This window comes from Cytophagia bacterium CHB2 (genome assembly GCA_030263535.1).
Classification (GTDB): domain Bacteria; phylum Zhuqueibacterota; class Zhuqueibacteria; order Zhuqueibacterales; family Zhuqueibacteraceae; genus Coneutiohabitans.
In genome coordinates, this window is record SZPB01000298.1 from 1 (window position 1) to 8189 (window position 8189).

An 8189-nucleotide genomic window follows, 5' to 3' on the forward strand; every position below is an offset into this window, starting at 1 on the left:
CGAAGAATCGGTGAAAGATATCGGCGCATTGCTCGACTGGATTGCGCAACAACCCGAGCTGGATGCGAGCCGCGTGGGCGTGACCGGCGGTTCTTACGGGGGCTACATGACGCTCGCCGCCATGTTTATGTACAACGATCGCATTCGCGCCGGCGTTGATGTGGTGGGCATCAGCAATTTTGTGACGTTTCTCGAAAGCACGCAGGAGTATCGCCGCGATTTGCGCCGCGTCGAGTATGGCGATGAACGCGACCCCAAGATGCGTGAGTTTCTCAACAGAATCTCGCCCACCACCAACGCGCACAAAATCACCAAACCGCTGTTTGTGATTCAAGGACTCAACGACCCGCGCGTGCCGGCAAGTGAATCGCAACAAATCGTGGAAACCGTGCGCCGCAACCGCGGCCAGGTCTGGTATCTCGTGGCAAAGGACGAAGGCCACGGTTTTCAGAAAAAGGGGAATCGTGACTATCAGTCGAATGCCACAACCTTGTTTTGGGAGGAGTTTTTGTTGGATAAGAAAGAAGGGACGAATTGATTGTGCTCGCCGAATGTGGTTCTATGCAATTTCTTGCAAGCGATCCAATTTGTCTGGAGTCGCTTGATTGCAGCAAGCTATGCCTGGAATGATTTAATGCATAATGTTTAGCATCCCAACTGCATGAGATTTTCATCTTTTAAGGGAGAGAAAAAAATGCTTCATCGCTACGAAAAATCTTTTTTGTTGGAATTATGCAGCGGCATGATTGTCGCTTTGCTGCTCGCTCTCAGCCTGCCGTCAGCCGCACAAACGTTGGTGCAAGACCGGCAGTATGAGCACGTTCAGGTCTCGCCGTTGAATTTGGCGGAATTCTCCGGCAGCGTTGCGCCGGTGGGCCATCTTTTCCTTTATGCCTACAAGAACGGCGGGTGGCAACAGATTCCCCTCCAAATCGACGAGCGTGATGGAAGCGGCAGCTACTTTGCCGCGGATGACGGCGCGCTCGACGATAATGATCAGCTTTTGTTTCTGGCGCGCGATGCCGGCAGCCAGGCGCCGGTCAATGATTGGGTGAATGATGCCTCGGCGCGCAGCTTTCCGCGCTACGAAATTCGCTTGATCGATCCCCTCACCTCGCAAGAGGCGTTTGTTTATCTCTATCGCTCGGCCACCCTGGCGCCGAATCCGCTGCTGCCCACATATATGCAATACTCGCCTTCGCCGGCGGGACGCGTGGCTGCCGATACGGTGAAAGGCATCAGCTACATTCAAGGCCATGCCAATAACGGTGTGCCGGATTACCTCGCGGTTCCGCCCTCGTTCGGCGGGTCCGGCATTGATTTTCTCGATCGCTTGAAAATACGCATTCGCGCCATTGTCTCCGTCCCGATTGTCGGCAACCAAACTGTGACGGCAAATGAGCAGGATAATTTGATTGCGGTGAATAATAGTCTCAAGGCCATTAGTGGCCGGATTCGCGTCATTCGCGAAGTGCAGGAACAGATCAGAGTCAGTGTTCTCGGAGTCAACGTCGACGTCTCAACCGTGGCCATTTCACTTTTCTTTTATCCCTTCTCGCAGCAATTGTCGGGGCAAATTCCACTGACGTCTGATTTGGGTGCACGCCTGCTGCGCACGACGTTTGACTTCAATTCGAACATGGCCAATCAAACCTGGTATAACAAAAACACCACGACGCCGCGCATCATCACCGGCGCCTCCGGCGGCATCACCGAGCAACAGGGCGCCATTAATTTTCTGCCGGAGCGCAATTGGTTCAGCGCCAGCTCCAGCCAGCACGGCAGTTTCGTCGGCATCTTCGGCATGGATAATATTCTGAACACGACGCAGAAATATTATTTCTGGGATGCGATGAGCGGCACGGGCGACGGCACGAATGACACCGGCGACGGCCGTTCTTATGGCGATAGCGGCTTTATAATTCAAAGCACCGGCAGCAATCCCATTGTCGCGACGTTTCAACTCGGCGTCAGCTCCTATATCCTTGGACCGAATCTTACGCGCGAGCAGGCGGTGGCCTTGAATGCCAATACCGAAGCGCCGATGGCGCATGTTTACAATCTCCAGAATTATGACGCGGTCGCGCCTGCGGCCGTTGCGGATTTGCGCGTCACCAATTCCACGCCGACCACCGTCAGTTTGGCATGGACGGCCCCGGCGGATGTCGGCTCGAACGTCGCAAGTTATGAACTGGGCTATTCGACCACGCAAGTGGGCAGCGATGTAAATTTGTGGTTTGATACCATCGCCAGTAAAGCGGGCAATTTGCCCGCACCCGGCGCACCCGGCGTCACCGAAGTCGCGACGGTTGATAATCTGGTCACCGGCAGCCGTTACTTTTTCGTGCTGCGCTCGCGCGACGCTTTTGGCAATGCCTCGCCTTTTTCGAACATCGCCACGATCGATGCTGTGCCGGTCGAGCTGGCAACCTTCAGCGTGCAAGTCGAACGAAACCAGGCCGAGTTGAGCTGGAGCACGGCGAGCGAAACGAACAACCTGGGATTTCACCTCGAGCGCAAACAAGGCAACAATACCTGGCAAGAAATCGGTTTCATCAACGGGCACGGCACCACGCTGCTGACCCAGAATTATTCTTTTGTTGATCGCGATTTGCAACCCGGCGTTTATTCGTATCGCCTGCGGCAAGTCGATTTCAACGGCGCGTTCGAATATTCGCCGGAAATCAGCGCAACGGTGTCCGCGCCGCAGCGCTTCGTGTTGGCGCAGAGTTATCCCAATCCGTTGCTGCACGCCTCTTCCGGCACGCTGATTCGTTATGAATTGCCGCACAGCGCACCGCAGCCCGTGGAGTTGCGCATTTTCAATCTCCTCGGCCGCGAAGTCCGGCAATTGGTGCATGAAAATCAAAATGGCGGATATTACGAAGTTCGTTGGGATGGCAGGTTGGCCAACGGCGAGCATGCTGCTGCCGGCATTTATTTTTATGAATTACGCTCAGCCGGCTTCCGCGCGATCCAGAAGCTGACGATTGTGAGGTAAAATTTATGCCGATTCCGGCTGCTGCTCTGCAAAAGCGAACCGACTTGCGATGATATCGCAAGTTTGTCGCCGAGTGACAAATGGCAATTCTGCGGATTGCAGTTAAATCGTGTTACGATATCAGTATCCGTTATTAACTTTTATGGAGAGGAGGAGTTCATGCTGTCACAAGTCTTGCGGTTTGTGCGGTTGGCGTGGCTGCTGATTGCAATTTATGCCATTGCCCGTTTTATGGTCGGTTTGTCGGGCGTGCCGTACGCCCCGCGCGGCAATGCCATGTTCTCAGTCGTCGGCGCGACGGTGATCAGCAGTTTCTTTTTTGGCGCGCTTTCCCAGCGCGCTGGTTTTAACTGGGTGGGCACGGCGTTGATCGGCACCAGCATCGGCGTGTTTGCCCAGGTTTTGATCTTCCTGCTGACATTCATCAGCATTGCCGGGAATCTCGACTCATCTTATTTCATTCATTGGGATGCGCTGAACGTGCAGGAAGGCACGGTTGTGCCAATGGGGCAGGCCTTGGGCGCACGCGCCGTGGGCTTGATCATCAACGCCATCATTGCAGCGGTTGTCGCGCTGGTCGGCCGTGTTTTGGGAGCCAAGCTGGCGCCCAAAACGTCGTAATCCATTTTGACGAACAGTTTCACAGCCCCACGCAATAAAAATCGCCAACACGATCGAGCCACCCGGCAACCACCGGGTGGCTTTTAAGTTTTTGCAGAGATCAGTACAGGCGGCTCATTAAATAGCATGACAACGTTAAGTTCGAGATTCACCCCGACTTTTGTCCCGGTCAGGAGGAATCTTGTGAAGTACCGGATTTGCTGTCGGTTTGAGTCGCTTTCTTATGGCCATAAGGCGCTCAAAGTTAGAATAAAATTCTGAAAGTTTATCGCAGAATAATTTGCCGGCAGAACGATTCAAAATAATTCTGCCGATAAATCATCCGGCCAGAGTTTTTTTCGGCGATGCTCGGTGACTTCGGCGCATTTCGGTGGAAAAACTTTATGCCAATGGTCGCCGAGGTTCACCGAACAGTTATTTGCTGCTTCGCAGAAGCTTTGATTTGCAGCTTGTCCGCAAATCAGGGTAGTACTTCACAAGCCTCTTGCGGAATGACTCAACGCGGTGTTTGCATCGACTTAACGTTGTAGTAATAGGTTTTGATCATGCAATCCGCTGAGGAAAACGCCGGGATTATTTCGATTACAAAATACCGGAATAAAATCGCAAGCATCGCTTCATGAAAATCGTTGCCGCACATCTTCCCGCCTATCTTCCAGGCCTTGAGCTTTTTTGTAAAATGGCGCAGGCAGACGCCGTCATTCTCGCCGATCATTTGCAATATTCCAAACATGGCGTGCTCAATCGCAATCGCATCAAAACGCCGGAGGGCGCGCGCTGGCTCACGGTTCCGGTTTTGACCAAAGGGCGCGGCCGGCAGGCGATTCATGCGGTCGAAATCAACAATAACGAAAGATGGGCGTTAACCCATTGGCGGGCCTTGCAAACGCATTACAATAAATCGCCGTATTTCATGCACTATGCCGATCGCTTCGAAGGGCTTTATCACACGGAATGGCGCCGTCTCATTGAACTCAACGTGGCTGGCATCCGAACGCTTTGCGCATGCCTGAAGCTCGACACACCCATCCATCTCAGCTCGGAATGTGGAGCCGTAACGGGAAATAAAAACTGGCTTGTGGAGTTGATCAAGCGCATCGGCGGAACCGCGTATCTCGCAAGCCCCGGGCAGCGTGCGCACGCTGTTCGCGAAAATGATTTTAGCGCCGCCGGCATCACTTTAATTGACACTAATCCGCCTATGCCGCGTTATCATCAGCTTTATGGTGAATTCATTCCGGATCTCAGTATGGTCGATTTATTGTTTAATGAAGGCGGGCACTATTTGGGGGAATTGCGCAAGAAAAATGATGCCCGGGGTTTTGCAGGACGCATCGCCAACACCGATTTTCCGTCAAGCTGAAAATCGCAGCTCTTCGGACAGTCTTGTAAAGTTCGCCCACAAAAGTGGAAATTCACAAAAATAAAAAACTTTTTTTGTGGGATTCCAATTTTGTGGGCAAAAACTTTCAGAATTTTATTCTAAGGTTCAAACGCCCCAACCGCCGCTGACGTGAATATTCGTGCCGTTAACGTAATACGCCTGCTCGGACAACAAAAATTTCGCCGCCCCCACAACATCCTCGACGGCGCCGGGATAACCGGCCGGAATCTTGCTTTCCATTTTTGCCAATTCCTCCACGGGCATGCTGCCGGAATCAATGAAACCCGGAGAAATCGCGTTCACCGTGATGCCCTCCGGCGCGAGCAGCCGGGCCAGCGTGCGCGTGAGAATGAGCACGCCGGTTTTGGCAATGGCATATGCCGTGAGATTGGGCTGCCCGATAAGTTGATCAGCATTGACCAATCCAAAGTTGATGATGCGTCCCCATCTCTGCCTGCGCATGATGGGCGATACGAGCCGGCTTAAATAAAACACCGGATGCAGATTGTTATCGAACATTTCGTGCCAGCCGGCGAGGGTTTCATCAAACAGCGGCACACGACGATACGGCCCGGCGCAGTTGAGCAGGGCGTCAATACGGCCAAATTGTTCCTCGATTTGCTGCACCATGGCCGCCGCGGCGGCCGGGTCTGAAACATCGCATTGTAAACTGAAACCGCGACGGCCCTGCGCCGTAATCGCGGCAACTGCGCTTGCGGCTTCCGCGGCACTGGTGCGATAGCACAGCGCAATATCCCAATTGTCCGCTGCCAGCGCCACTCCAATCGCGCGGCCGATGCCGCGCGCGCCGCCGGTGATGAGAGCTACTCGTTGAGGCATGGTAGAGCCTTTCTTCTGTTATCATGCTACGATTTGATTTTCGCGATTGTGCATGGCTGTCTCAAGAAAAACGATCGACCATCTTGAAATACGCCCCGGCCAGCGGCAAAAACCAGGGCCGTTCGCGATAAAAAAAATAAGCCGGAAATGCGAGTTGCGCAAAAGGCGTGTCGCATGCTTCGCCGCACAGCAGGCGTGCGAGACAATGCCCCAAATACAGGCTCATGATCACGCCATGGCCGCAGTAACCCGTGGCGTAGTGAATCCCCTCAAGGCGTCCGACATGCGGCATCTGGTCGAAGGTGAACGCAACATTGCCGTGCCAGGCGTAAGCGATTTTTGTTTGCTGCAATTGGGGAAAAACCGCGCGCATATCACTGGCCAGCATGGCGGCCGCGGCCGCGTTCGTCACCGGCGTGAAACTCGTACGCCCGCCGAACAACAGGCGATCATCCGGCGTGCGGCGAAAATAAAACAGAAAATTCTTGCTGTCAAAAATCATGCGATTCTGGGGTATCAGTTCCTGCGCCAGCGCCGCGCCCAGCGGCTCGGTCACGAGGATGTAACTTCCCACCGGAATCACGCGGCGGCGCAATGCCGGCAACATGCCCGGCGTGTAGCCGTTCGTGGCCGCGACAATTTCCTGGGCCTGCAAAAGTCCGCGCGAAGTATGCAACACATGATTCGAAGCGAGGCGCTGGCAATGTTCGACCCGGGTTCTTTCATAAATGCTGACCCCGGCGCGCTGCGCGGCTTGCGCCAGGCCCGCCACCAATTTTGCCGGATGCAAACTCGCACTCATCGCATCGCGCAGGCCGCCATGATAAAAATGCGATCCCACTTCGCGCGGCATGTCCGCAGGCGGCACCAATTCGGTGGGATGATCAAACTCTTCGCGCAGAAATTTTTGCGAAGCCTGCAGCGCTTTGAAATGAGAGGGCCGGTAAGCGGCGCACAACTCGCCGCAGCGCTGAAAATCGCAAGAGATATTTTCACGCTGGATAAGCTGTTCCGCGAACGCCAGGGCCTCGAGCGAAGCGCGATGGAACTGCCGCGCCTGCGCGCGGCCATAGCGCCGGACTAGTTGCTCGGGCGGGAGCTTCAAGCCGATAAGCGCCATTCCCGCATTGCGCGTGCTTGCGCCCCAGCCGATGATTTCCTGCTCCAGGATGGCAACGGACACGCTGCGCTGCGCGAGATAAAGTCCTGTCGCCAAGCCGGTGAGGCCGCCGCCGATGATGGCAACATCGACTCGTTCGGGTAAAACGCTTTCGCGCGGCGCCAGCGCGACAGGGAAATCCTCACGCCAGTACGAAATCTCATGCATGCTTCAAATAAGCGATTTCCCTATAAAAGGGCAATCAGAAATCTCGGTGTTCAGTTTTTTAGACGACCTTACCGCCCGGGCGCTGATCTAAAGAGTCGCTCAGAAATAAAGCTTGGCAAAAGAATTTCTGATTCACTATCTTCAAACCCAGATGGCAAACCTTAGGACCAAGCAATTCGGAGAATTTATGGCCAGGAAAGAATTTTTACCACGATGGACCGTGTTTGCATTTTTCTTTGCCGCCTGTTTCGCCTTCTCACAGACCCCGACTGATTTCACTTCCCCTTCTTCCGCCGAGCAGCAAGCTTTTTCCAAGCTCAAGAGTTCTTATGAAAAAGGGTATTATCAAGCAACTAGCGATCTCGGTGAAAATTTTTTGCGCGATTATCCGCAAAGTTCGTTTGCGGCAGAGGCGCGATTTCTGCTGGCGGAGTCATGCTTGCAACGCCAGCACTACGAAAGAGCTTTGGCCCTTTATCGCGAGTTGAAGGATTATCATCCGCAACATGCACTGTATCAAACGGCGTGGTATCGCATCGGGTTTGCGGAATTTTTGCTGGGCAAATGGCGCGATGCCATTGCCACGCTCGATCAAGCTCTCCTGCAATTCCCCGAACATCACTTACACGAGCAGGCTGCTTTTCTGCGCGGCGAAGCTTATTTGCAGAAGCAAGACTATGACGCCGCGCTGAAAGCTTATACCTACCAATTGCAGCAATTCCCGCAGGGCGCGTTGGCGCCACAGGCGTGGCATGCTTGCGGACTGGCCCATTTCAAACAAAACGATTATGCTGAAGCGTTGCGCGTGTTCAATCGTTTCCTGCACGAATTTCCGTCGCATCGTTTGCTCGCTTCGGCGTTGCTGGAAAGCGGCCGCAGCGCCGCACGCCTGAATGATCATGAAACCGCGCGCGCGCGGTTCGTGCGCCTTACGCGCGATTTTCCCGAGCACCCGGAGGCCCCGGCCGCGCTTTATGAGTTGGGCGCGTTGGAGTTCAACGCCGGCACCTATCGCC

At 54.2% G+C, this 8189-nt stretch carries 7 protein-coding genes; 5 read left to right on the top strand and 2 right to left on the bottom strand.

The annotated features are described in order from the left end of the window. The 4 genes from FBQ85_22580 to FBQ85_22595 form a co-directional block, all read left to right on the top strand. Positions 1 to 538, top strand: a 538-nt coding sequence (locus FBQ85_22580; protein ID MDL1877928.1) for a S9 family peptidase, incomplete at its 5' end; no start/stop codon positions are given. A 123-nt stretch (positions 539 to 661) separates the two neighbouring features. Then, the gene (locus tag FBQ85_22585) at positions 662 to 3001 is read left to right on the top strand and encodes a T9SS type A sorting domain-containing protein (protein ID MDL1877929.1); all 2340 of its coding nucleotides are present in this window, start codon (positions 662 to 664) and stop codon (positions 2999 to 3001) included. A 159-nt stretch (positions 3002 to 3160) separates the two neighbouring features. Continuing rightward, entirely contained in the window at positions 3161 to 3622 is a 462-nt protein-coding gene (locus FBQ85_22590) for a hypothetical protein (GenBank protein ID MDL1877930.1), read from the top strand. A gap of 619 nt (positions 3623 to 4241) precedes the next feature. After that, on the top strand, positions 4242 to 4985 hold the full coding sequence (locus tag FBQ85_22595; GenBank protein MDL1877931.1) for a WbqC family protein: 744 nt from the start codon (positions 4242 to 4244) through the stop codon (positions 4983 to 4985). Between the two features lie 126 nt (positions 4986 to 5111). On the opposite strand, the gene FBQ85_22600 is transcribed toward FBQ85_22595, so the two are convergent. Next, entirely contained in the window at positions 5112 to 5846 is a 735-nt protein-coding gene (locus FBQ85_22600; GenBank protein MDL1877932.1) for an SDR family oxidoreductase, read from the bottom strand. A gap of 61 nt (positions 5847 to 5907) precedes the next feature. Continuing rightward, complete coding sequence (locus FBQ85_22605; protein ID MDL1877933.1) at positions 5908 to 7173, bottom strand: FAD-binding oxidoreductase; 1266 nt, start codon at positions 7171 to 7173, stop codon at positions 5908 to 5910. A gap of 151 nt (positions 7174 to 7324) precedes the next feature. On the opposite strand from FBQ85_22605, the gene FBQ85_22610 reads away from it, so the two are divergent. Beyond that, on the top strand, positions 7325 to 8189 hold an 865-nt coding region (locus tag FBQ85_22610; GenBank protein MDL1877934.1), incomplete at its 3' end, for a tetratricopeptide repeat protein.

Coding starts and splice junctions, on each gene's coding strand:
- FBQ85_22585 (MDL1877929.1), top strand. CDS start 662: ATGAGATTTTCATCTTTTAAGGGAGAGAAAAAAATGCTTCATCGCTAC.
- FBQ85_22590 (MDL1877930.1), top strand. CDS start 3,161: ATGCTGTCACAAGTCTTGCGGTTTGTGCGGTTGGCGTGGCTGCTGATT.
- FBQ85_22595 (MDL1877931.1), top strand. CDS start 4,242: ATGAAAATCGTTGCCGCACATCTTCCCGCCTATCTTCCAGGCCTTGAG.
- FBQ85_22600 (MDL1877932.1), bottom strand. CDS start 5,846: ATGCCTCAACGAGTAGCTCTCATCACCGGCGGCGCGCGCGGCATCGGC.
- FBQ85_22605 (MDL1877933.1), bottom strand. CDS start 7,173: ATGCATGAGATTTCGTACTGGCGTGAGGATTTCCCTGTCGCGCTGGCG.